Origin of the sequence: Streptomyces sp. NPDC048636 (genome assembly GCF_040650655.1) — a bacterium.
In the GTDB taxonomy this organism is placed as follows: domain Bacteria; phylum Actinomycetota; class Actinomycetes; order Streptomycetales; family Streptomycetaceae; genus Streptomyces.
On the sequence record NZ_JBEZHR010000004.1, the window covers coordinates 256,917 to 278,697 of the forward strand.

Below are 21,781 nucleotides of genomic sequence, written 5' to 3' on the forward strand. Positions count from 1 at the left end.
GGGCCGGGTTGAGGGGCCCGGACCACCGGGCTGAGGGGCCCGGACCGCACCGTCGGCGGAGGAAACCGGCGGCCGCTCACGGGAGAGGGCGGGAAGCGCGCAGAGGGCGCTTCCCGCCCTCCGCCCGTTCCGTCCTCACTCCGGTGCCAACTCGGCGGGAACTCATGGCGTGTCCGTCCCGACTTCTAGACCGGGTGACGGACGTTCGCCCGCGTACCGAGTGGAAGCTGGAGACTTTCGATGCGTTCTCGTGTGTGGGGCGGTACGGCTGCCGTGGTGCTCGGTGGCCTGCTGGCGGCGGGCTGTGGCGGCGGGGGGAAGGACACGGCGGACGAGGGCGCCGAGAAGGCGGGCTCGGGTGACTACCCCGTCAGCGTCACCGACTGCATGGGCGCCAAGACCACCTTCTCCGGTCCCTCGAAGAAGATCGTCACCAGCAACGCCGCCAGTCTTGAGCTGCTGCTGCGGCTCGGCGCCGGGGACCGGATCATAGGCACCGGCTTCCCGCCCGGCGAGGGCACGCTGCCCGGCGCGCTGGACGCGGAGGCGCGGAAGGTGAAGGTGCTCAGCAAGAACGTGATTCCGAAGGAGAAGCTGCTCGGCTCCGGCGCCGACCTCTACATCGACACCTTCGCGTCGATGAACATGGGCGGTGGTATGGGAGACGCCCCGACGGAGGAGGAGTTCAAGGCCACCGGGATCAAGCACATCTACCTGAAGTCCACGGCCTGCGCGGCGCAGCGCAAGGGCCCGGTGACCGACCTGTCCGCCGTGGAGAACGACATCACCTCCCTCGGCGCGGTGACCGGTACGAGCGCCAGGGCGAAGAAGCTCGTCGCCGGGATGAAGGAGAAGGTGAACGCCGTTCAGAAGGCGGTCGGCGGCACGCCGGAGGGCAAGCGGCCGACGTACTTCTTCTTCGACTACGACGCCGGTACCCAGCAGCCCACCGTCGTCTGCGGCCGGCAGGTCGCCAACGCGGTCATCACCCTGGGCGGGGCCCGCAACGTCTTCGCCGGCTGCGACGCCGACTACAAGCAGGTCGGCTGGGAGGACGTCATCGCGAAGAACCCCGACTGGATCCAGCTGGGGGTGCGCGACCGGGGCGGCGAGGCGGCCAACGAGAAGGCGTTCGACGCGGCCGAGAAGTGGCTGAGGTCCAACGCCGCCACCAAGGGTCTGAAGGCGGTCGAGGAAGGGCACTTCCTGCGCATCGGCTCGGAGCGGACCACCATCGCCGGTGTCCGGAACGCCGACACCGTCGAGGAGATCGCCAAGACGCTCTACCCCGGCAAGGTCGGCCCGTCATGACCTCCGTGGAGATGCGCCGCGCCGCTCCCGCGGAACTGCGCGGACCGCGTACCGGTGCGCTGGCCATGGCTCTCGGGGTGGCACTGCTCGCGGCGCTGACGGCGGCGGTGGCCTGGGGATCGACCTCCATTCCCCCCGGTGAGGTGTGGGGCGTGGTGTGGCGACGGCTGTCCGGCGAGGCGCCACGGGCGGGCACGAACGACCTGATCGTATGGCAACTGCGGCTTCCGCGTGCCCTGTTGGCCGCGCTGGTGGGTGCCGGGCTCGGTCTCGTCGGAACGGCCATGCAGGCCCTGGTCCGCAATCCGCTGGCCGACCCGTACTTCCTGGGGATCTCCAACGGTGCCTCCCTCGGGGCGGTGGCCGCGATCGTGCTCGGTCTCGGCACGGGAGGGGCGCTGGGTCTTGGTCTGTCGGGGGCGGCGTTCGCGGGAGCGCTCGGCACCTTCGCCCTGGTGTGGGCGGTGGCCCAGCGCCGGGGAGGGTTCGCACCGCTGCGGTTGGTGCTGGCCGGGGTGGCGATCGGGCAGTTCCTGTCCGGCTTCACCAGCTACCTTGTGCTCCAGGCCGGGGACGAACAGCAGACCCACAGCGTGCTGTTCTGGCTCATGGGAAGTCTGAGCGGGGCGAGCTGGCCGTTGCTCACCGCACCCGCCGTCGCCGTACCCGCGACCTTCCTGTGGCTCCAGGCGCGTGCCCGTGGGCTGAACGCCCTGACCATGGGTGATGAGACCGCGGCCGGACTCGGTGTGGACCCCGCCCGGCTGCGCCGGGAGCTGTTCACCCTCACCAGTCTGCTGACCGGCGTCCTGGTCGCCGTGTCGGGCGCGATCGCGTTTGTCGCCCTGATGGTGCCGCATGTCTGCCGCCTGGTCGTCGGCGGCGACCACCGCCGTCTGCTGCCGGTCTCGGCGCTGTTCGGTGCGCTGCTGCTGGTGGTGGTCGACATCGTCTGCCGTACGGCGATGGACACCCAGGAGCTGCCGGTGGGTGTGGTCACCTCGCTGATCGGGGCGCCCGCGCTGTTGTATCTGCTGGACCGGCGGCTGGGGAGCGACAGTTGAGGATCGAGATCGAGGACCTGCATATCGCGTACGCCGGACGGACGGTCGTGGCGGGCGCCCATCTGATCGCGGCCGAGGGGGAGATCACCGGTCTGGTCGGGCCCAACGGCAGCGGCAAGTCGACGCTCCTGCGGACGGTCTACCGGCATATGAGGCCCAGCGCCGGAAGGGTGCTGCTGGCCGGTACCGATATCCGGCGGATGAGCCCCGTCGAATCGGCGCGCCATGTGGCCGCGCTCCCGCAGGAGCGGGGCAGCGACTTCGAGCTGACCGTCCGGGAGGTGGTGGTGATGGGGCGCACACCGTACAAACGGGCCTTCGCGGCGGAGGACGCCGAGGACCGCGACACCGTCGCCCGGGCGCTGGCCGATGTCGGCATGGAGGGCCATGCCGGGCGCCGGTTCACCGCTCTGTCCGGTGGCGAGCGCCAACGGGTGCTGCTGGCCCGCGCGTTCGCCCAGACCCCGGATGTCCTGGTCCTGGACGAACCGACCAACCACCTCGACGTCCGTCATCAGGTGGAGCTGCTGGCCCTGCTCCGCGCGCAGCGCCGTACGACGCTGGTGTCCCTGCACGACCTCAACGCGGCCGCGTCCGTCTGCGACCGGCTGCATGTGCTGCATGCCGGGGCCGTGATCGCTTCCGGACCACCGCGTGACGTCCTCACCCCGGAGCTGATGGCCGAGGCGTTCGGGGTGCGGGCGGCCGTTGTCGACCATCCCCTCACCGGGGACCCGCTGATCGCGTTCGACCACCGGATACCGGCGGTGGTGAGGGGGTGCCTGAAGTGACACGGCGAAGTCCCGGTTCGGAGCCGCCCGGTGGCATGGCCGCCGGTTCCCCGGAGGAAGACCGCTGGACGCTGGTGGCCGTGGCGGGCGTGCTGTCGTTCGTGGCGATGCTCGATATGAACATCGTCAACGTGGCCCTGGCGGATATCGCCGACAGTCTGGGGGTGTCCGCGCGGACCGCGCAGTGGGCCGTGCTCGGCTATCAGATCTCCGTGGTGGCCCTGCTGTTGCCGGTCGGCCGGTGGCTGGACCGCGTCGGCCCGCGTTCCGCCCTGCTGACCGCCACCACCGGCTTCGCCGTGTGCAGCGCTCTGGCCGCCGTCGCGCCCTGGGCAGGATGGCTGATCGCCGCCCGCCTGACCCAAGGGGCCTTCGGCGCGGTGCTGTTCGTGCTGATGCCGGTGCTGGCCATCCGGTCGGTACGGCCGGAACGGCGCGGGCGGGCCATGAGCGTACCCGCGACCCTGGGCCCGCTGGGCGCGGTGACCGGCCCGGCCGTCGGCGGTCTGCTGATCGACCACTGGGGCTGGCGGTCCGTCCTGCTGGTCAAGATCCCGTTCTGTGTGCTGGCCCTGGTCGTCGCCTGGCGGGCGATGCCCCGGGACGGCGGACCGCGCCCGCCCGATCGCCGCTCGGTGACCGACGCGCTGCTGGTGGCCAGCGGTGTCGCGACGCTGTCGCTGGCGTTGACACTGGCGTCGGGCAGCCCGCCGTGGCTGCTCCTGGCGGCGGTCGCGGTGGCTCCGCTGTGGTGGTGGCTGCGCGGCCCCGGGGGCCGTCCGGTCACCGGTGTCCTGCGCACGGCGGGGCTGCTGCCGGCTCATGCGGCGGTACTGACCCTCGCGGCCGGATTCGCGGCCATGCACTACGTCCTCGCCCTGCACCTCCAGCGGGACGACGGCGTCAGCGCCACCACCACCGGTCTGATCGTCCTCGCCTTCCCGCTCGGCATGGGGCTGGCCGGTCCGCTCGGCGGACGTCTCGCCGACCGGTACGCCGCCCGGCCGGTCGCGGTCATCGGCGCGGCGCTCACCGCGGCCGGACTGCTGCTGCTGATCCCGGTCGGCGACAACGGATCGGCGGCGCAGCTGGCCTGGCGGCTGGCGCTGGCCGGGGTGGGGATGGGCCTGACCGGCGGTCCCACCCAGGCGCTGGTCATGGGCGCCGCCCCGGCGGAGCGCGCCGCCACCGTCGGGTCCACCGTGCAGCTCGCCCGCAGCCTCGGCTTCACCCTCGGCCCGGCCCTGGCCACCGCCGCCTGGGGGCTGGGCGGCGGGGCAGCGGCGGGGCTGACCCTGGCCGCCACCGCCGCCTGTCTCGCCGTACCCCTGCTCGCATGGGACCGGACGCGGTCCGGGTCCAAGGCCGACAGGACCACCGACGCGGCGCCCGCCGCCCACCGCTGACCGAGGAGCGATCTGTATGTGCGGAATCACCGGCTGGGCGTCCTTCCGCCCGCCCCTCCACGATGAGGTGCGCACCCGCGCCACGGTCATCGAGGCCATGACCGCCGCCCTCACCCCCCGCGGCCCGGACGCCGGCGGTGTCTGGCTCGGCCAACACGCCGCGATCGGCCACCGCCGTCTCGCCGTCATCGACCCGACCGGTGGCGCCCAGCCCATGGCGGACCGCCCGGATGAGCCGACCGCCGTGCTCGGCTACAGCGGCGAGGTCTACAACCACCATGAGCTGCGGGCCGAACTGAGCGGCCGGGGACATGTCTTCCGCACCCGCAGCGACACCGAGGTGGTGCTGCGCGCCTACGCCGAGTGGGGCGAGGACATGGCCGACCACCTGGAGGGCATGTTCGCCTTCGCCGTCTGGGACGAACGGGCGGGGCGGCTGCTGCTGGTGCGTGACCGGCTGGGCGTCAAACCGCTGTTCTGGGCGCCTGTCGAGGGCGGCCTCGCCTTCGCCTCCGAACCCAAGGCGCTGTTCGCCCATCCCGAGATCCGGCCGCGGGTCGACGCCGACGGGCTGCGTGAGGCGTACAGCCTGCTGTTCAACACCGGTCCGACGGTGTGGTCCGGGGTGCGGGAGGTCGAGCCCGGCGGGCTGCTCGTGCTGGACCGCGGCGGTATCCGCGAACGCCGCTACTGGCAGCTGGCGGCCCGGGCGCACGGCGACGGCCGGGAGGAGACGGTCGAGCGGGTCCGTGAGCTGGTCGACGGCGCCGCACGCGGCCAGCTGGAGGCCGACGTACCGCTGTGCTCCCTGCTGTCCGGTGGTATCGACTCCACCGTCCTGACCGCCCTGCTCGCCGACGAACTGCGGCTGCGCGAAGGCCCCGACGCCCGTATCCGCTCCTACGCCGTGGACTACAGCGACCAGGCCGAGCGGTTCACCGGCGATGTGCTGCGCACCGGCCATGACACCCCGTACGCCATCGAGGCCGGTGGCTTCATCGGCACCGACCACAGCACCGTCGTCCTCGACCCGCGCTCCCTGCTCGAGCCCGAGCACCGCCGGGCGGTGGTCGCGGCCCGTGACTCGCCGATCGGCGTCGGCGATATGGACACCTCGCTCTATCTGCTGTTCGGGGAGATACGCCGGCACTCCACCGTCGCCGTGTCCGGTGAGGCCGCCGACGAGGTCTTCGGCGGCTATCCGTGGTTCCACCGCCCGGCGGCGCTGGCGGCGGACACCTTCCCCTGGCTCCTGGTCACCGGCGACGAGGCCGCCATGCCCCTCAACCCCGAACTCGGCCTGGGTATCGCCGAGTTCCGCGATGACACCTACCGCGCCGCGCTGGCCGCCGTACCGCATCTGGACGACGAGACCCCGGCCGAGCACCGCCAGCGCGAGATGCAGCACCTCTCCCTCACCCGCTGGCTGCGCCAACTCCTGCACCGCAAGGACCGGTTGAGCATGGCCCAGGGGCTTGAGGTCCGCGTCCCCTACTGCGACCACCGCCTCGTCGAGTACGCCTTCAACACACCGTGGTCGCTGAAGAGCTTCGACGGCCGTGAGAAGAGCCTGCTGCGGGCAGCGGCCACCGGACTGGCCCCCGACTCGGTGCTGCACCGGCCCAAGAACCACTACCCGGCAACCCATCACCCGGCCTACAACCGCGGCCTCCAGGACCTGGCCCGGGAGGCCCTGGCCACCGAGCGGGTCCGTGCCCTGGCTGATGAGACCCGCCTCAAACCCTGTCTGGACACCCCTCCCGACCGGCTGGAGTGGGGCCACCGGCTGCGGCTGGAGCGCGTCGTCGACCTCGCCCTGTGGCTGGACCACCATCAGCCCGAACTCGCCCTCTGAGGAGCCCCGTTCATGACCCTCCAGGAACCCCGGACGGCCACCGGCGCCCCGGCCGAGCCGATACCGCTGTCGGGCTGCCCCTACAAGGCCGATCCCTACCCGCTCTACGCGCGGATGCGCGACACGGGTCCGGTCCACCGTGTGCTCTTCCCCAGCGGAGTGCGGGCGTGGCTGGTCACCGGCTACGACGCGGCCCACTCCGCGCTGAACGACGACCGTCTCGGCAAGAACCACGACCGGGGCAACGACCGCTGGCGCGCCCGCGCCTCGATCATGCCGGAGCCGCAGCACTCGCAGCTCCAGGTCCACCTCCTCCACCAGGATCCGCCCGACCACACCCGTATGCGGCGCTTCGTCACCGACGCCTTCACTCCGCGCCGCGTCGAGAGCCTCCGCCCCCGCTTCCAGGAACTGGCCGACGCCCTGGTCGACGCCCTGCCCGAAACCGGCCCCGCCGACCTGGTCAGCGGCTTCGCCGCGCACTATCCGTTCCAGGTACTCGCCGAAGTCATCGGCCTTCAGCATGAGCTGGCGAGCCGCTTCGACCGCGACTGGGGCAAGGTCGTCCAGCCGGTCGGCCCCACCGACCCCGGACGCCCGCTGTACGAGGCGAGACTGCACGGTCTCCAGAGCTATATCGCCGAGGTCGTCGCCCATAAGCGTGAGGGTGGCGACGACGATCTGCTCGGCCGCCTGGTCGAGGCCCGCGACCGCGGCGAACTGTCCCAGGAGGAGCTGGACTCCATGATCTTCCAGCTCCTGGTGGCGGGCCAGGAGCCGGTCACCAACCAGATCACCACGGCGCTGATCGCCCTCTTCCGCCACCCGGGCGAGCTTGCCCGGCTGCGTGACCATCCGGATCTGCTCCCCCGCGCCGTGGAGGAACTCCTCCGCTACGACAGCGCCTTCGAGCTGACCACCTGGCGCTTCTTCGGCAAGGACAGTGAGCTGCACGGCACGGAGGTCCCGGCCGGTGACTCGGTGATCGTCTCCCTGTGCGCCGCCAACCGCGACCCGCGCCGTTTCCCCGATCCGGACACCCTCGAGCTCGACCGCAGTCCCAACCCCCATCTCGCCTTCGGCCACGGCATCCACTTCTGCCCCGGCGCCGCCCTGGCCCGCGCCGAACTCCAGATCGCGCTCGGCACCCTCCTCGCCCGCCTCCCCGGTGTCCACCTGGCCATCAGGGACGAGGACATCCAGTGGATCCCGGCCGTGCTCGGCCGGGGCACCAACCACCTGCCCGTCGGCTACGACCGACGGCTCTGAGCCTCAGGAACACCATGTCGTCGTCGACCGCAACGCCCGCGCTCGCCACGAGCATCAGCGCCGCGATCCTGGACCTGCTGCTGCCGCACCACCGGACGACCGAGCGGGCCCGCGGCTCCGCCGAGGCGTTTCCGCGGCAACTGCGGCAGATCGCCGGTTTCGTACGGGAGGGCGCCCCCCTCGTGTTCACCCTGCCCGGCTTCCCCTGTAAGTCCCCCAACCCCGCCAAAGTGCTCGGGCACCTCCCCGACATGGGCGAACGCCTCTCCCTCAGCTTCCTCGACGCGGTGTGCGGCGCGATCGAGCGGATCTATCCACCCGGCGCCCGCCTGGTCATCTGCTCCGACGGCCATATCTTCGGCGACCTCATCGGCGTCCCCGACCACGGCATCGACGCCTACGCCGACGAACTGCGCCTTCTCATAGGGAGGTTGGGGCTGGAGCGACTGTCCGTCTTCGACCTGCGGGACGTTCTGGGCGACCTCCCGCACGACGCGAAACGCACACATGTCCATGAGCGTTACGCCCCCACCCTGGACTCCCTGCGCGCCCAGATCCGCACGGACGAACACGCCCTCGCCCTCTACCGCGGTATCACCCGCTTCCTCGTCGAGGACACCGCCGCGCACCGGGGCACCCGCTCATCCCTGCAACGCCAATGCCGCCAGCGGGCCTACGGGGTGATCCAGCGCAGCCGGGCCTGGGGGGAGCTCATCGCCGACCACCATCCACACGCCATCCGGCTGTCCATCCATCCCCAGCCCCTCGGCGCGGCCAAGTTCGGCATCCGCCTCCTCGACGCGCCCGACGCCTGGACCACGCCCTGGCATTCGGCCGCCCTGCACCGCGCCGACGGCACCTGGACCCTCATACCGCGCGCCCGGGCGGCTCGGATGGGGCGTCTGGTCCTGCGGGACGGGAGACCCAGTCACTTCGCCCAGGACCCCTCGGGCTGAGCCTGTTCCCTCCCGCGTCACACAGACGCCGTACCGGTGAGCGGTTCGCCCTCCCCGCGCCGTATGAGTGGGCGACCGCGGGCAGTTTCCACCAGAGCCAGCAGAGGGGAGCGCCGAAAGTGCCGACCATGCCGTTGACCGACAGCGCCACACCGCCCCGTCCGGCGGACGAACCAGTCCAGTCCCGTGGTGCCCGGGTGCGCCGCGCGCTGCCACCTCCCGCCCTGACCGGGTTTCTCGTTCTCCTGATGGTGCTGATGGCCGTCTCCTACGCGGTGGGACGGGCCGCAGGGCCGGTGGCGCCGGGCATCCACCGGAACGTGCCGCAGGGCGGTCCGGGAGCCGGGGGCATGGATACCCATGGCATGGGTCTGCCGGGCAGTGGCATGGCAGGGGGCGGCCGATGAGCGAACGGTCGGAGACCGTGCCGGGTTCGGCCACGGCGCCCGATACGCCGACGCACACCACCGATCTGCTGATCGGTGGCATGACGTGTGCGGCGTGCGTGGCCCGGGTGGAGAAGAAGCTGGCCAGGGTCGAGGGGGTGAGCGCCACCGTGAACCTCGCCACCGGCACGGCGCGGGCCACGCACCCGCCCGCCGTCGGCACGGACGAACTGCTGGCCACCGTCGAGCGGATCGGCTACACCGCCGCACTGGCCACGCCCGCGGCCCCGGCTCCGGAGGTGGCCGAGGACGATGACAACGACGAGGGCGGGGGCGAGCCGCCCCACGTGACCGACCTCCAACGCCTCGTCTTCACGGCGGTGCTCGCGGTGCCCGTCCTCGTGCTCTCGATGGTTCCCGCCTGGCAGTTCGACGGATGGCAGCATCTGTGCGTGTTCCTCGCCACCCCCGTGGCGGTCTGGAGCGCCTGGCCCTTCCACGAACGCGCGCTGCGTGGACTGCGGTATGCCACGGCGACCATGGACACCCTGGTGTCGCTCGGTGTGATCGCCTCCTTCACCTGGTCGCTCTACGCGCTGTTCTTCGGGGGCGCGGGCCGGATGGGCATGCGGATGCCGTTCAGCCTGCTGCCCTCCGCCGACACCGGGGTGGCCCATCTCTATCTGGAGGCGGCGGTCGCCGTACCGCTCTTCGTCCTTCTGGGGCGCTACCTGGAGACCCGCGCCAAGCACCGAAGCGGCTCGGCGCTGCGCGCACTGGCCGAACTGGGCGCCAAGGAGGTGGAGCTCAGGGAGCCGGGCGGCAATCGCCGGATCGCCATGGCCGGGCTGGTCGCCGGGCAGGAGTTCATGGTGCGCCCCGGTGAGAGGGTCGCCACGGACGGTGTGGTCGTCGAGGGCGGCTCCGCGCTCGACCTCTCGCTCGTCACCGGTGAGAGCGTGCCCGTGGAAGTGACACCCGGCTCCGCCGTGGTCGGTGGAGCCGTCAACTCCGGTGGGCTGCTGGTCGTCCGCGCCACGGCGGTCGGTGCCGATACCCAACTGGCCCGGATCATCGCCCTGGTCACGGAGGCCCAGGCGGGCAAGGCGAGGATCCAGCGGCTCGCCGATACGGTGGCGGGAGTGTTCGTACCGGCGATCGTGGCCATCGCCGCCACCGTGCTGAGCTTCTGGCTGGGCGCCGGTGCCACGGGTCAGTCGGCCGTCACCGCCGCCGTGGCCGTACTCGTCGTGGCCTGCCCCTGTGCGCTGGGGCTCGCCACACCGACCGCGTTCCTCGTGGCCAGCGGGCGCGGCGCACAGCTCGGTGTGCTCATCCGCGGCCCCGAGGCGCTGGAGCGGCTGCGCCGGGTGGACACCGTGGTCTTCGACAAGACGGGGACGCTCACCACCGGACGGATGACACTGACCGATGCCACCGTGGTGCCGGACGGACCGGAGACGACGGAGGTGCTCGGGCTGGCCGCGGCGGTGGAGCAGGGCTCCGAACACCCCATCGGCCGTGCCGTGGTGGCGGCCGCCCACCGCGAGGGGGCCGGTGATGTCCCTCTGCCGGAGGTGTCGGAGTTCCGGGCCGTTACCGGAGAGGGAGTGTCCGGCCGGGTGGCGGGCCACCGGGTGCGCGTACGCCGCCCGGATCCGTCGGAGCGGCTGCCGGACGTGCTGGGCCGGGCGCGGGAGGCCGCCGAGAGCGCCGCGCGGACGGTGGTGGTCGTGGAGCTCGACGACCGGCCCGTCGGACTGCTGGCCGTCGGCGACACCCTGCGGCCCACCAGTCGTGAAGCGGTGCGTGAGGTGCGCGCGCTGGGCATCGAACCGGTACTGGTGACCGGTGACGGAGCCGCCGCCGCCCGTGCGATGGCCGGGCTCGCGGGCATCGACACGGTCCACGCGGAAGTGGCCCCGGAGGAGAAGGAGAGGATCGTACGGGCGCTGCGCGAGGAGGGCCGGTGCGTCGCGGTGATCGGTGACGGGGTCAATGACGCCGCCGCGCTGGCCTCGGCCGACCTGGGGATGGCCATGGGCGGCGGTACGGACGCCGCGATCGGCGCGGCGGACCTCACGCTCGTACGGGAGGACATGCTCGCCGTGGCCGACGCCATCCGGCTCACCCGGCGCACGCTGACCACCATCCGCACCAATCTGGCCTGGGCGTTCGGCTACAACGTGGTCACCGTGCCGCTGGCCGCCACCGGCTGGCTCAACCCCATGGTCGCCGCCGCTGCCATGTCCGCGAGCTCCGTCCTGGTGGTCGCCAACAGTCTGCGGCTGCGGTCCTACGCCCCCGGCGGGCGGCGGACCGGCGCGCCATCGAGTCACCCGTCGTCGCAGGAGCCGGTGGCCGCCGAGGGCGGCCGTTCCATGAGGAGTCACGATGTCCACAGCGGCCGATGACCGATCCGCGACGGCCGATGACCGTTCCGCACCCGGAAGTCCCCTGAGAGCCGCGTTGGCGCGGGACGCGCGGTCCGCCCTGGTGCCGGTGGGTGCCTGTGCGCTGGCGCTGCTCCTGCTCACGGCCTATACGGCGACCGGGGCGGCCGGGGAGTCGGCACCACGGATCCAGGTCGGTGCCGCGCGCGTTCTCCAGCCGTCCGGTGCGGCCGAACCGGCCGATGTGCTGTTCGAGGTGCGCAACACCGGGGGAACGGATGACACCTTGCTCTACGCCGACTTCCCGGAGCTGGGGATCTCCATGGTGCGTGAACCCCGGCGGAAGCGGCCGGGCAGCACACCGCCCGCGAAGACGGTGACCGTGCGTGCGCACAGCACGGTGCGGATGACCGAGGACACCTTTCATCTCATGGTGCTCGAGCCGCCCGTACTGAAGCCGGGCCGGAAGATCGCTTTCGATCTGTGGTTCACCGGCAGCGGCCGGGTGGCGGCCGAAGCCGAGGTGGTCGCGGCGGACAGGAGCTGAGAGACCGGCCGGGTCGGCCTGATCCCGTAGGGTCGGCGGATGGCGAAGTACTTCGATGTGCACCCCGAGAACCCCCAACCCCGCACCATCGGCAATGTGGCCGACCGGATCCGGTCCGGCGCGCTGGTGGCCTACCCGACGGACTCCTGCTTCGCGCTGGGATGCCAGCTGGGCAATCGTGAGGGGATCGACCGGATCCGGTCGATCCGGAACCTCGACGATCGTCATCACTTCACCCTGGTCTGCGAGAACTTCGCGCAGCTCGGTCAGTTCGTCCATATCGACAAGGACGTGTTCCGCACGGTGAAGGCGGCGACGCCCGGCAGCTACACCTTCATCCTCCCGGCGACGAAGGATGTGCCGCGCCAGCTGCTGCATCCGAAGAAGAAAACGGTCGGCGTCCGCATTCCGGACCATGTCGTCACCCAGGCCCTGCTCGCCGAGCTCGGTGAGCCGCTGCTCTCCAGCACCCTGCTCCTCCCCGACGAGGACGAGCCGATGACCCAGGGCTGGGAGATCAAGGAACGCCTCGACCATGTGGTGGACGCCGTACTCGACTCGGGTGACTGCGGCACCGAGCCGACCACGGTCATCGACTTCTCCGGCGGCGATGTGGAGATCGTACGCCGAGGGGCGGGCGACACCGCACGGTTCGAGTAGCGGTCCAGGTGTGCGGCGGATGGCTGCCGACGCCCGTCGGGAGGCCGGATCGCGCTCCGCGGACCGGCCCGCACACCGCTTCTCGGCCCCGAACTGAGTACGTCCCTGAGTATCCGGTCGGATGCGGAGCCCGCCTGGTCCGCCGATTCTTGTCCGCATGAGTGACACTCCGGTCAAACAACAGAGTACGGCCGCGTTCTACGGTCAGGCCGTCGCTTCCTTCGCCGTCGCCATGGCGGCCACCGCCATCGGCATCTTCCGGCTGAACGCCGACGCCTGGGTCCGTGGTTTCCTGGCCATCGCCGTGCTCTACCTGGTGACCTCGGCCTTCACCCTCGCCAAGGTGATCCGGGACCGCCAGGAGGCGGGGCAAATCGTCAGCCGGGTCGATCAGGCACGGGTGGAAAGGCTGCTCTCCGAGCACGACCCCTTCGAAAAACTGTGACCCGTGGCCCGGCGGTGCCGTGGTGGCTCGGCTATGAGGCGGCGGACTTGTTCAGGGTGTCGTCCAGCCAGTCGTAGACGCGGGCCAGGGCTGTGCGCATGGCGCCGGGGTGGCAGTGTGCGCCGGCGCCTTCTTCGGCGGTGAACGTCAACAGGGTCTTGGCGCAGGTCAGGTGGTCGTAGAGCTGCTGCGGCTGCCCCTTGAAGAACTCGTCCTCGGAGGCGTCGCACACCAGCGTGGGGCATGGGATCCGCTCCGCGATGCCATGGCGGAGGGTGTAGTCGAGGTAGGAGGCGCTGAAGGCCCGAGGGGTGTCCACACCCATCACGTACATGCCGTGGTTGATCGCCCAGCGCGCTGTCGCGTCGGTGGCCATGATGTGTGCGAACCGGGCGTCGAGTTCGGGGTCGGAGTCCGCGCGCAGGCGCCGTTCCGCCTCGTCGCGGTCGCCGGGGAGGTGCCGGACGGATATCTCGCCGAGGTCGTAGACGCCGTCGATGGCCACCAGCGCGGCCAGCCGGTGTTCGAAGGCCGCCGCCCTGGGGGCGAGCACGCCGCCCATGCTGGAACCGAGCAGCGCGATACGGCTGTTGTCGACCTCCGGCAGTGACTCGGCGAAATCCACCACCGGACCGATGACGTTTTCCCAGTCCGGGCGGAAGACCAGTCCTTCGCGGTGCAGTGGTCCCGGCTGGCCCGGGCCGTCGAAGGTCAGCACGGTGTAACCGCGTTCGACGGCCGCCTGCGCACCACTGAAGTGCATTTCCTCGGCGGTGCCGTCGAAGCCACTATGCATGATCACGGTCGGTCGCGGGGTGCCGCTGTTGTCCACCCGGTAGAGGTAGCCGGGCAGCGTGGTGCCCTCGTAGGGGATGCGGACCGGTTCGATGCGGGGAGTGAACAGGGCCGCCGCCGCCTCGAAACAGGCCACGCTGCGGTCGTAGGCGTGGTCGTGGCGCGGGTCGCACGGATTCCCGTGCAGGAAGAACTCAGTCGACCGGTAGTAGTTGGACGCCCGCAGGAATCCGTCCCGCGCGCTGACCAGGTGGCCGGCGTCCAGGGCCCGCTGCGCCTCGCCGGATACGCGGTCGGCGGTGGCGAGCCACTCGTCGTGCCAGCTGTTGTAGTCGCCCTCGGTGATGCGCTCGCCGGTCGAGACCACCTCACCGAAGTCGGCCCCGCCGTAGGCGATATGGCTCATCGAGCGCAGCGTCTCGTACCAGAACTGAGGGTCGCCGGGGAACAGTAGCTGCTTCATTTCCACTCCTTAAAGCACATGTCTGTGCGTCTGCCGAGGACTATAGACACTGCCGGGGCAACAAAGCAAATGGATGTGCTTTAAGATGGGGGAATGAGCCCGACCCAACCGACCTCGCGCCCCGGGGGGCGCTCCGAGCGCGTTCGCTCGGCGGTCCATCAGGCCGTCATCGACCTGCTGTCCGATCCGGACGTCGTGGAGCTGACCATCCCGGCGATCGCCCAGCGCGCCGGGGTGAACCACACGAGCGTCTACCGCCGTTGGGGCAGTCGTGAGGCGCTCCTGACCGATGTGGCGATCACCCGACTCGAAGAAGACTGGCCACTGCCGGACACCGGCACCCTGCGCGGGGACCTCACGGAATGGGTGGCAGCGGGCGCCGCCACCGTCTTCAAGCCCGAAGGCCGACTGCTCGTGCGGGCCATGGCGCTGTCCATGCCGGGCAGCCCGCAGGCTCAAGCGGAACGCGCACAGCTCTTCGCACGCCGGGGCGGTGCCATCGAGCGCATCCGCGAGCGCGCCACCGCCCGCGGCGAGAACCCTCCCCCCCTTGACCAGATCCTCGACCAGCTCATCGCACCGCTCTATATGCGAGCCCTCTTCGGAAGCGCACCGCCGCCCCCCGGCTATCCCGAACTGCTCGTGGAAAGACTGCTCGCGACCTGATCGCCCCGGCGGGCCCGGACAGAGACGGCGCACAAACGACCGGGCGCGGCGCGGCAGTCCCGGTACCGCCCCGCACGGCGCGACAATGAGCCCATCACGGGACACATCACCAGAGAGGGCTCAGCGCGATGCCACAGGTGCACCACCGTTTTGCCGATATCCAGGGGCGCAGGCTCTTCTACCGGGAGGCCGGTCCCGTGGACGCCCCCGCCCTGGTGCTTCTGCACGGCTTCCCGACCAGCTCCTTCATGTTCCGCGACCTGCTGCCGCGCCTGGCCGACACGTACCACCTCATCGCCCCCGACCACCTGGGCTTCGGCTTCTCCGACGCCCCGGGGGTCGACGACTTCGACTACACCTTCGACGCCCTCACCGACCTGACGGCGGGGCTGTTGGCACATCTCGGCGTCAGCCGGTACGCCCTCTACGTCCAGGACTACGGCGCCCCCATCGGCTGGCGGCTGGCCCTGCGCACCCCCGAGGCCGTCACCGCCATCGTGACCCAGAACGGCAACGCGTACGACGAGGGCTTCGTCGAGGACTTCTGGCGGCCCGTATGGGCCTATCAGCAGTCCCCGACCGCCGAGAACGAGGAAGCCCTGCGCCAGGCCCTGTCCCTGGACTTGATCAAGTGGCAGTACCTCCACGGAGTCCCCGACGAGAGTGTGGTCAGCCCCGACACCTGGCACCACGACTTCCAGCTGGTCTCCCGCCCCGGCAACGACCTCATTCAGCTCACCCTCTTCCGGGACTACGCCACCAACAGCCCTCTGTACCCGCGTGTCCACGAGTACTTCCGTGATCACCAGCCACCGGTGCTCGCCGTATGGGGCCAAAACGATCCGATCTTCGGCCCGGACGGCGCACGTGCCTTCGCCCGCGACAGTCAGCGGGCGGAAGTGCGGCTGCTGGACGGTGGTCACTTCCTGCTGGAAAGCGCACTGGACGAAGTGGCGCCGATGATCAAGCGGTTCCTCGACGACACGGTCTCCGCACACTGACGGACCCCTGCGGGGGTTGTCCCCCTCCCCCGGGTCCACCGAACGGTGGACGGCAGGTTCAACCTGATACCTCTGTCGGCCAACTGCCCTGGTCAGCCAGGGTTTTGAGCATGAAATCACTCACTGTGCGGATGGCGCGCTGGAGCGCGCGGCACCCCTGGCGGGCGGTCGTCGGATGGCTGGTGTTCGTGGCGCTGTGCCTGGTCGTCGGTGGAGCCGTCGGGACCCATGGCGCCACGACGGCCGACTATCGCGTCGGCGAGGCGGGCCGGGCCGAGGCGATGGCGGCCGAAGGACATCTGGAGCGCCGCTCCACCGAGCAGGTGCTGATCTCCGCCCGTTCCGGTGTCCTCGACCAGCGGGACGCCGAAGCGGCCGCGCGCGACCTCACGGCCCGGATGAAGCCACTGCCCGAGGTCGCGGACGTCTCGCCACCGCGGTGGTCCCGCGACGGCCGGATCCTCATGGTCGAAGTGGCCCTCAAGGGTGAGGAGCGGGACGCCAAGAACAAGGTCGACGCACTGCTCGCACAGACCGCGGCCGTCCAGAAATCCCAGCCCCGGCTGCTGCTCGAGGAGACCGGATCCCCTTCCATCAGCAAGGGGGTCGACCAGCAGCGCAGCGATGATCTGGCGCTGTCCGAGAAAATCGCGCTCCCGGTCACACTGATCACGCTGCTGGTCGCCTTCGGTTCGGTCGTCATGGCCACGGTGCCGCTGCTGCTCGCCCTGACCTCGATCGCGGCGGCGATCGGTCTGTCGATGGTGGTCTCGCATGTGTCCCCCGACGCCGGGGTCGGCACCAATGTCATCCTCATGATCGGCCTGGCGGTCGGCGTCGACTACACGCTCTTCCATCTCAAACGGGAGCGTGAGGAACGGGCCCGCGGCGGCGGCCGACTGACCTCCGAGGCCCTGGTGGAGCTGGCGGCGGCCACATCGGGCCGTGCGGTCGTGGTGTCAGGGCTGGCGGTCGTCGTCTCCACCGCGACGCTGTATCTGGCCTCCGACGTGATCTTCTCGTCTCTCGCCACCGGCACCATCGTGGTCGTCCTGGTCGCGGTGGCCAGCTCCCTGACCGCGCTGCCCGCGCTGCTGACCGCACTGGGAAAGCGGGCGGAACGCACGGCGCGGCGCCGGGCGGAGCGCGGTAAACCGGCCCGGCGGACGCGCGGCGAGGGCGGTGGGCGGATCTGGACTGCGCTGCTGCGGCCCGCCGCGAGCCACCCCCTCGCCACGCTCTGCGCCTCGGTGCTCGCCCTGCTCGCCCTCGTCCTTCCGCTGACCGGGCTGAAGATAACGGAGATGAGCCGGGACACCCACTCCCGCGAGATCCCCGCGATGCGGGTGTACGACCGCCTCAACGAGGCGTTTCCCGAGCAGCGGGTCACCCACGACGTGGTCGTGCGCGCCGACGCCGCACGCGCCGAGGAGGTCGCCGTGGCGCTCCGTGCACTCACCGAACGGACCGACCGCGACCCGCTGTTCGCCGACGGCTCGCTTCTCAGGACATCGGCCGACCACCGGATCAGTGTGCTGCGGCTGAAGGTGCCGTATCTGGGAAACTCCCGCCAGGCCGGTGACTCCCTCGACCATCTGCGCCAGGACTATCTGCCCGCCACCATGGGCCGGATCGCGGGCGTGGAGTACGGCGTCAGTGGCGATGTCGCCCGCTACGCCGACTATCCCGCCCACCAGAACGCCAAACTCCCCCTGGTTCTCGGGGCGTTGCTGCTGGTGACGTTCGCGATGACGGTGTACGCCTTCCGTTCCGTGATGCTCGGCCTGATCGGTGTGGTACTCAACCTGCTGTCGGCCGCGGCCGCGCTCGGACTGCTCGTCCTCGTCTTCCAAGGCACCTGGGCCGAGGGACTGCTGGACTTCCACTCCACGGGTTCGATCGGATCGCGTGTCCCGCTCTTCCTCTTCGTGATCCTCTTCGGACTCTCCATGGACTACCAGGTGTTCGTGGTCAGCCGGATCAGGGAGGCCGCGCTCACCGGCGCCCCCACCCGACAGGCCGTACTGGACGGGATCCGCACCTCGGCGAGCGTGGTCACCAGCGCCGCCGTGGTGATGATGACGGTCTTCGCGAGCTTCGTCTTCCTGCACATCATCGAGATGAAGCAGATCGGCTTCGTGCTCGCGGCAGCCGTGCTGCTCGACGCCTTCATCATCCGGATCATGATCCTGCCGTCGGCCCTGCTCCTGCTCGGCGAGGCGACCTGGTGGCCGTCGCGGGCGGGGCGTGAGGGGGCCGTACCGGCCGAAGCGGCCCACCGGCAGCCGGTGGTCGGCATACGTTGACCGGTATGACTGCTCTTGCCGGGCCCTCCGCCGACTCCTTCTGGGCCGCCTCGCTGCGCCGCTGGAACGCGGTGTGCTGGGTGCTGTTCGCCGCGATGGCACTCGGGCTCACCGCGATGCACCGGCCCGGCGGGAGCAAGTACGCGGCGCTCGCACTGCTCGGCTGTGTGGTGCTGTGCTACGCGCTGCTCGACCGCTTCCCCGGGAATCCCGTCGTACGGCCGCATGTCTATCTGACGGTGCTGGTGCTCGCGCTCGGTGGGCTGGCGTTTCTGCGCGGCAGTTATGCGGCGCTGTTCATGGTGACGCTGCCGCACTACTGGATGTTCGGCCGGACCCCCCGGACCTCCATGGCGTTCCTGGGGCTGGCGACCGCCGCGACACTGGTGGGGAGCTGGTCCCGGCAGGGCTGGTCACTGGAGTTCTTCAGCGAGACACTGGTGTCCACGCTGATCGTCGTGGCCGTTGGGGTACTGATCGGGCTGTGGGCACATTCGGTGGTCGCCCAGAGCACCGAACGGGCCCGGCTCATCGTCGAGTTGGAGCGGACCCAGGCGGAGCTGTCCGAGGCGCATCAGCGTCAGGGGGCGGCGGGTGAACGGGAGCGGATGGCGCGGGACATCCATGACACCCTCGCACAGGGCTTCGCATCGATCGTGGTGCTCGCGGAGGCGGCTCGCGCGGGGCTCACCGCCGATCCGGCACGCAGCGCCCAGCAACTGCGCTCGATCGAGTCGACGGCCCGCGAGAACCTCGCGGAGGCGCGGGAGCTGGTGAGCTCGGCACAGCGACAGGACGTGGCGGCGGCCGGTTCCGTCGCGCAGACACTGCGCCGTATCCTCGACCGCTTCGCCGAGGACTCGGCGCTCACGGTGGTGACGGACCTGAGCGATGTGGTGTGCGATCAGCAGACCCGGATCGCGCTGCTGCGCTGCACCCAGGAGTCCCTGGCCAACGTCCGCAAACACGCGAGGGCGTCCACGGTCGGGGTGATCCTGGCCCGTCGGCCGTACGGGGTGGAGCTGGAGATCACCGACGACGGTGTCGGGTTCGTCCCGGAGGAGGCGACGGGCTTCGGGCTCTACGGGATGCGCAAACGGCTGGTGGAACTGGGCGGTCGGCTGACGGTCACCAGCTCGGTCGGCGATGGCACACGGGTCCTCGCGGTGATCCCCCTGGAGCCGCCCGCGCCCGGCGGCGAAGAGCGCGACAAGGGAAGCGAGGGCACCGGATGAGCGGCGGACGAGTCCGGGTGATCGTGGTGGACGACCATGTGGTGATGCGGGCGGGTGTGGTCGCCCTGCTCGCCGGTGCGGAGGGCATCGAGATCGTCGGGGAGGCGGGCGACGGCAGGGCGGCCCTCGAACTCGTCGAGCGCCACGACCCCGATGTCGCCCTCGTCGACCTGCGGATGCCGGTGCTCGACGGGGTGGGGACAACCGCCGAAATCGTCGCCCGGCATCCGCGCACCCGGGTCCTGATCCTGACGACGTACGACACCGACCAGGACATCGAGCGCGGAGTGGAGGCCGGTGCCATCGGCTATCTGCTCAAGGACACCACCCGTGAACAGCTCGCCGACGCGATCCGCTCAGCGGCACGCGGCGAGACCGTGCTGGCGCCACGGGTGGCCGAGAAGCTGTTCGCACGTATGCGCCGTCCGGTCCAGGACCCGCTGACGGCACGAGAGACCGACGTGCTCAACGCCGTGGCCGACGGTCTGACCAACGCCGAGATCGGCAAGCGCCTCGTCATCGCGGAGGCGACGGTCAAGACCCATCTGCTGCGGCTGTTCGCCAAGCTGGATGTGAACGACCGGACGCGTGCGGTGGTGGTGGCCATGGAGCGGGGGCTGCTGCGGTGGCCCTAGCCGAGCGCCTTCCGTGCGCCCACACGGACCCTGGAGGAGATTCTTCGAGAATTCCGCTCGGCGAGCGATGAGTTCCGCGGGGCGGCGCGGTCCATCCCTATGCAACGCCACATGCAACGCCACATGCAACGCCGTGGAAGACCACAGGAGAGGGAGACCGCCCGTGTACCAGCAGATGATCTTCGTCAACGTCGCGACGAATGACCTGGAGACCTCGAAGAAGTTCTTCACCGAGCTCGGCTACTCGATCAATCCGCAGTTCACGACGGATGAGTGCGCATGTGTGGTCATCAGCGAGACGATCATGGTCATGATGCTCACCAGAAAGCGCTACCAGGACTTCACCAGCAAGGAGATCGCGGACTCCACCAAGACCTCCGAGGTGCTTCTCTGTCTGAGCGCCGAGAGCCGCGCGAAGGTCGACGAGCTGGCGGACAAGGCACTGGCCGCGGGCGGCTCACCCGCGGGAGAGCCCCAGGACCACGGCTTCATGTACGGCCGGTCCTTCCAGGACCCCGACGGCCACACCTGGGAGGTGGCGTGGATGGACCCGGCAGCCATCCAGGGCTGAGCCGCCACCTGGTCCCGCCGGTGTCTCGGGCCCGGCGGGACTTCGCGGACAGCCCCTAGCGGGCGCTGCCGATGTTGCGGTCGGCGTCGGAGCCCTGGAGCATCAGGGTGGTCTCCTCGATGCGGCGGAAGCGGCCGTCGGGGGCGAAGTCGGCGAACACGTAGACCTCCATGCTCACGGTCGAGCCGTCCTTCTTGGTGATGTGGGCGGTGTGCCGGTCGGCGTAGTTGCTGCCGTCGTACAGCTCCTCGTGCACCTCGACATGGCCATCGGCGACGAGGCCGCGCACATGGGCGATGTGCTCGAGGAACTCGGTGCGGTCGGCCCACTCCCCGTCCGTGCGCTGACGGTACTCCGGGGCGAAGTGCCGGTCAGCGGCCTCCTCGAGAGTGATCTCGGCGTTGAAGAGCAGGTCGTTCATGGCGGTCTCGATACCGGTGCGGGCCATGGGAGTACCTTTCGACAAGAAGAGTTTTGCGTGCGCCGCGCACGCTTCTCCATGACTGTAGCACTCGAAGCGTGCGCAACGCACGCTATTCTTGTGGAGTGGATAACGACGTAGGACATGAGATCGCAAACGCACTGGCCATCCTGTTGCGCCGGACCACCCGCGCGCAGCTGCACCAGCGCATCACCCAGGGCATGGGGGAGGCCGTGGATGAACTGACCTACCCCATCCTCAGCGCACTGGCCCGCACCGGACCCCGCAGCGCGGCCGACCTGGCACCCGACGCCGGTGTGGACCGCTCCGGTGTCACCCGCCGCGCCACCCGGCTGGAAACCGCCGGCCTGATCCGCCGCGAACCCGACCCCACCGACCGCCGCGCACACCTCCTCGTCCTCACCGAACAAGGCGAAGCCGCGGTGGCGGAGCTGCGTACACGGCTGGCCGACCACATCATGGACAGCCTCTCCTCATGGCCACCCGGCGAAGCCGAGGCCTTCGCCCGCCAGCTACGCCGCTTCACCGTCGACGGCCCCTTCACCTGACACGGCGGGTTCGGCTCGGGCGACCGGCCTCAGGGA

21 protein-coding genes are annotated in these 21,781 nt (G+C 70.5%); 19 read left to right on the forward strand and 2 right to left on the reverse strand.

Translation table 11 applies throughout. From position 1 onward, the window contains the following. The first annotated feature begins 240 nt into the window (after positions 1–240). From AB0C66_RS14030 to AB0C66_RS14085, 12 genes are all read left to right on the forward strand, one after another. Positions 241–1,311 (forward strand): ABC transporter substrate-binding protein, encoded by a 1,071-nt coding sequence (locus AB0C66_RS14030; RefSeq protein WP_362436955.1) that lies wholly within the window; start codon positions 241–243, stop codon positions 1,309–1,311. An 11-nt stretch (positions 1,312–1,322) separates the two neighbouring features. After that, positions 1,323–2,375: an iron ABC transporter permease gene (locus AB0C66_RS14035; protein WP_362437383.1), complete on the forward strand. Its 1,053-nt coding sequence runs from the start codon at positions 1,323–1,325 to the stop codon at positions 2,373–2,375. Continuing rightward, complete coding sequence (locus AB0C66_RS14040) at positions 2,372–3,166, forward strand: ABC transporter ATP-binding protein (protein ID WP_362436957.1); 795 nt, start codon at positions 2,372–2,374, stop codon at positions 3,164–3,166. Before AB0C66_RS14035 ends, AB0C66_RS14040 begins: the two co-directional genes overlap by 4 nt. Continuing rightward, positions 3,163–4,572: an MFS transporter gene (locus AB0C66_RS14045; RefSeq protein ID WP_362436959.1), complete on the forward strand. Its 1,410-nt coding sequence runs from the start codon at positions 3,163–3,165 to the stop codon at positions 4,570–4,572. The genes AB0C66_RS14040 and AB0C66_RS14045 overlap by 4 nt, the downstream gene beginning before the upstream one ends. A gap of 16 nt (positions 4,573–4,588) precedes the next feature. Continuing rightward, positions 4,589–6,427, forward strand: coding sequence for an asparagine synthase (glutamine-hydrolyzing) (gene asnB / locus AB0C66_RS14050; RefSeq protein ID WP_362436961.1), 1,839 nt, complete (start codon positions 4,589–4,591; stop codon positions 6,425–6,427). A gap of 12 nt (positions 6,428–6,439) precedes the next feature. Further along, positions 6,440–7,696, forward strand: a complete 1,257-nt coding sequence (locus tag AB0C66_RS14055; protein ID WP_362436963.1) for a cytochrome P450 — start codon at positions 6,440–6,442, stop codon at positions 7,694–7,696. 14 nt (positions 7,697–7,710) lie between these two features. Next, positions 7,711–8,652, forward strand: coding sequence for an isocyanide synthase family protein (locus AB0C66_RS14060; RefSeq protein ID WP_362436965.1), 942 nt, complete (start codon positions 7,711–7,713; stop codon positions 8,650–8,652). A gap of 128 nt (positions 8,653–8,780) precedes the next feature. Then, positions 8,781–9,059, forward strand: coding sequence for a hypothetical protein (locus AB0C66_RS14065; RefSeq protein ID WP_362436967.1), 279 nt, complete (start codon positions 8,781–8,783; stop codon positions 9,057–9,059). Next, entirely contained in the window at positions 9,056–11,452 is a 2,397-nt protein-coding gene (locus AB0C66_RS14070) for a heavy metal translocating P-type ATPase (protein ID WP_362436969.1), read from the forward strand. Before AB0C66_RS14065 ends, AB0C66_RS14070 begins: the two co-directional genes overlap by 4 nt. Continuing rightward, positions 11,433–11,978 carry a copper chaperone PCu(A)C gene (locus AB0C66_RS14075; protein ID WP_362436971.1) on the forward strand — a complete coding sequence of 182 codons (546 nt, stop codon included), beginning with the start codon at positions 11,433–11,435 and terminating at the stop codon, positions 11,976–11,978. Before AB0C66_RS14070 ends, AB0C66_RS14075 begins: the two co-directional genes overlap by 20 nt. Before the next feature lie 39 nt (positions 11,979–12,017). Continuing rightward, entirely contained in the window at positions 12,018–12,638 is a 621-nt protein-coding gene (locus AB0C66_RS14080) for an L-threonylcarbamoyladenylate synthase (protein ID WP_362436973.1), read from the forward strand. A gap of 157 nt (positions 12,639–12,795) precedes the next feature. Beyond that, positions 12,796–13,083 carry a YiaA/YiaB family inner membrane protein gene (locus AB0C66_RS14085; protein WP_362436975.1) on the forward strand — a complete coding sequence of 96 codons (288 nt, stop codon included), beginning with the start codon at positions 12,796–12,798 and terminating at the stop codon, positions 13,081–13,083. A gap of 31 nt (positions 13,084–13,114) precedes the next feature. Here the strand turns inward: AB0C66_RS14085 and AB0C66_RS14090 are convergent, their stop codons facing one another. Next, positions 13,115–14,341 carry an alpha/beta fold hydrolase gene (locus AB0C66_RS14090; protein WP_362436977.1) on the reverse strand — a complete coding sequence of 409 codons (1,227 nt, stop codon included), beginning with the start codon at positions 14,339–14,341 and terminating at the stop codon, positions 13,115–13,117. A gap of 93 nt (positions 14,342–14,434) precedes the next feature. On the opposite strand from AB0C66_RS14090, the gene AB0C66_RS14095 reads away from it, so the two are divergent. From AB0C66_RS14095 to AB0C66_RS14120, 6 genes are all read left to right on the forward strand, one after another. After that, positions 14,435–15,007, forward strand: a complete 573-nt coding sequence (locus tag AB0C66_RS14095; protein ID WP_362436979.1) for a TetR/AcrR family transcriptional regulator — start codon at positions 14,435–14,437, stop codon at positions 15,005–15,007. Between the two features lie 128 nt (positions 15,008–15,135). Then, a complete protein-coding gene (locus tag AB0C66_RS14100; RefSeq protein ID WP_362436981.1) occupies positions 15,136–16,008 on the forward strand; it encodes an alpha/beta hydrolase in 873 nt (290 codons plus the stop codon). 110 nt (positions 16,009–16,118) lie between these two features. Further along, positions 16,119–18,314: an MMPL family transporter gene (locus AB0C66_RS14105; protein ID WP_362436983.1), complete on the forward strand. Its 2,196-nt coding sequence runs from the start codon at positions 16,119–16,121 to the stop codon at positions 18,312–18,314. Between the two features lie 5 nt (positions 18,315–18,319). Further along, complete coding sequence (locus AB0C66_RS14110) at positions 18,320–19,549, forward strand: sensor histidine kinase (RefSeq protein WP_362436985.1); 1,230 nt, start codon at positions 18,320–18,322, stop codon at positions 19,547–19,549. Further along, positions 19,546–20,184 (forward strand): response regulator transcription factor, encoded by a 639-nt coding sequence (locus AB0C66_RS14115; RefSeq protein WP_362436987.1) that lies wholly within the window; start codon positions 19,546–19,548, stop codon positions 20,182–20,184. The genes AB0C66_RS14110 and AB0C66_RS14115 overlap by 4 nt, the downstream gene beginning before the upstream one ends. A gap of 163 nt (positions 20,185–20,347) precedes the next feature. Next, on the forward strand, positions 20,348–20,755 hold the full coding sequence (locus AB0C66_RS14120; RefSeq protein ID WP_362436989.1) for a VOC family protein: 408 nt from the start codon (positions 20,348–20,350) through the stop codon (positions 20,753–20,755). Positions 20,756–20,810: 55 nt separating this feature from the next. Here the strand turns inward: AB0C66_RS14120 and AB0C66_RS14125 are convergent, their stop codons facing one another. Then, the gene (locus tag AB0C66_RS14125; RefSeq protein ID WP_362436991.1) at positions 20,811–21,203 is read right to left on the reverse strand and encodes a nuclear transport factor 2 family protein; all 393 of its coding nucleotides are present in this window, start codon (positions 21,201–21,203) and stop codon (positions 20,811–20,813) included. A 98-nt stretch (positions 21,204–21,301) separates the two neighbouring features. Between AB0C66_RS14125 and AB0C66_RS14130 the strand changes: the two genes are divergently transcribed. After that, entirely contained in the window at positions 21,302–21,745 is a 444-nt protein-coding gene (locus tag AB0C66_RS14130; RefSeq protein WP_362436993.1) for a MarR family transcriptional regulator, read from the forward strand. Positions 21,746–21,781 lie beyond the last annotated feature (36 nt).

What these genes read in the sequence shown, in the direction of transcription:
- AB0C66_RS14030 (WP_362436955.1), top strand. Translation starts at nt 241, where the DNA reads ATGCGTTCTCGTGTGTGGGGCGGTACGGCTGCCGTGGTGCTCGGTGGC.
- AB0C66_RS14065 (WP_362436967.1), top strand. Translation starts at nt 8,781, where the DNA reads ATGCCGTTGACCGACAGCGCCACACCGCCCCGTCCGGCGGACGAACCA.
- asnB (WP_362436961.1), top strand. Translation starts at nt 4,589, where the DNA reads ATGTGCGGAATCACCGGCTGGGCGTCCTTCCGCCCGCCCCTCCACGAT.
- AB0C66_RS14115 (WP_362436987.1), top strand. Translation starts at nt 19,546, where the DNA reads ATGAGCGGCGGACGAGTCCGGGTGATCGTGGTGGACGACCATGTGGTG.
- AB0C66_RS14100 (WP_362436981.1), top strand. Translation starts at nt 15,136, where the DNA reads ATGCCACAGGTGCACCACCGTTTTGCCGATATCCAGGGGCGCAGGCTC.
- AB0C66_RS14055 (WP_362436963.1), top strand. Translation starts at nt 6,440, where the DNA reads ATGACCCTCCAGGAACCCCGGACGGCCACCGGCGCCCCGGCCGAGCCG.
- AB0C66_RS14090 (WP_362436977.1), bottom strand. Translation starts at nt 14,341, where the DNA reads ATGAAGCAGCTACTGTTCCCCGGCGACCCTCAGTTCTGGTACGAGACG.
- AB0C66_RS14070 (WP_362436969.1), top strand. Translation starts at nt 9,056, where the DNA reads ATGAGCGAACGGTCGGAGACCGTGCCGGGTTCGGCCACGGCGCCCGAT.
- AB0C66_RS14035 (WP_362437383.1), top strand. Translation starts at nt 1,323, where the DNA reads ATGCGCCGCGCCGCTCCCGCGGAACTGCGCGGACCGCGTACCGGTGCG.
- AB0C66_RS14060 (WP_362436965.1), top strand. Translation starts at nt 7,711, where the DNA reads ATGTCGTCGTCGACCGCAACGCCCGCGCTCGCCACGAGCATCAGCGCC.
- AB0C66_RS14075 (WP_362436971.1), top strand. Translation starts at nt 11,433, where the DNA reads ATGTCCACAGCGGCCGATGACCGATCCGCGACGGCCGATGACCGTTCC.
- AB0C66_RS14105 (WP_362436983.1), top strand. Translation starts at nt 16,119, where the DNA reads ATGAAATCACTCACTGTGCGGATGGCGCGCTGGAGCGCGCGGCACCCC.
- AB0C66_RS14125 (WP_362436991.1), bottom strand. Translation starts at nt 21,203, where the DNA reads ATGGCCCGCACCGGTATCGAGACCGCCATGAACGACCTGCTCTTCAAC.
- AB0C66_RS14110 (WP_362436985.1), top strand. Translation starts at nt 18,320, where the DNA reads ATGACTGCTCTTGCCGGGCCCTCCGCCGACTCCTTCTGGGCCGCCTCG.
- AB0C66_RS14085 (WP_362436975.1), top strand. Translation starts at nt 12,796, where the DNA reads ATGAGTGACACTCCGGTCAAACAACAGAGTACGGCCGCGTTCTACGGT.
- AB0C66_RS14095 (WP_362436979.1), top strand. Translation starts at nt 14,435, where the DNA reads ATGAGCCCGACCCAACCGACCTCGCGCCCCGGGGGGCGCTCCGAGCGC.
- AB0C66_RS14080 (WP_362436973.1), top strand. Translation starts at nt 12,018, where the DNA reads ATGGCGAAGTACTTCGATGTGCACCCCGAGAACCCCCAACCCCGCACC.